Genomic DNA, 696 nt, shown 5'->3' with positions numbered 1-696 from the left:
GGTTCCGGCCAGTCCTGCTGGACGGAACTAGAGCGCGGCCCCGGCCCCCCGCCGGGGGGCGCCCAGCTTCGTCCGCCTATCGGCCGCCAGTGCTTAGGGCTGGCATTGATACGAAGAGGCCTTAGGCGACCTTGATTTCGAGATGATGGCTTGGCACACGAAGCATAAATTCTGCCTCGACATGCCGAAGAACCTTACGCTGACCAGCGAAAGGAACCATGCGGTCAGCGTCGTTGAACGATACCCAACAATAATCGCTGTGTTCAGGATTCAACTGCACCGAAGATGTTGGATCTATGGTTGCAATGAACACTGGGAGAATGCTGATCGCATCCAAGTGCGGCTCATAGAACTGCTCGCAAACATCACCGCTATAGAGGGTTATGGGCACTAGCCCTGTTTCCTCGGCAAGCTCTCGGATGGCAGCTTGCCACGCGGTTTCACCCGTCTCGACCGCGCCGGCGATCTGGCACCACTCGCCCTGAAGGGTTCTTGTGCGACGAAGCAGCAGAACTTCATTCTTACCGTTAACGACGCGGACGGCGACGAGGCTGACGGCATGGCACCGGATCGGTATCTCTTGCATGAGCTTCCTCGGGTCTTCGGGTTTTCATATCATCTGGGGTCTGCTTCGTCCCGCATAGCAGACAGCTGAGAGAAAGAGCCGCAGGCCAAGGGTAACGGCGGGCGCAGCCC

1 protein-coding gene is annotated in these 696 nt (G+C 58.5%); it reads right to left on the bottom strand.

Annotated features, from left to right (window positions below; genetic code table 11):
* Positions 1-121: 121 nt before the first annotated feature.
* Positions 122-586 carry an NUDIX hydrolase gene (locus C5F48_RS24335; RefSeq protein ID WP_107666183.1) on the bottom strand — a complete coding sequence of 155 codons (465 nt, stop codon included), beginning with the start codon at positions 584-586 and terminating at the stop codon, positions 122-124.
* Positions 587-696: the final 110 nt, after the last annotated feature.

The sequence above is a fragment of the Cereibacter changlensis JA139 genome, from assembly GCF_003034985.1.
Classification (GTDB): domain Bacteria; phylum Pseudomonadota; class Alphaproteobacteria; order Rhodobacterales; family Rhodobacteraceae; genus Cereibacter; species Cereibacter changlensis.
Note: the sequence above shows the minus strand (reverse complement) of the source record. Positions and strands in the feature narration are given on the sequence as shown.

Bases quoted from the DNA above. Each gene is read 5' to 3' on its own strand.
- C5F48_RS24335 (WP_107666183.1), bottom strand. From the start codon at position 586: ATGCAAGAGATACCGATCCGGTGCCATGCCGTCAGCCTCGTCGCCGTC.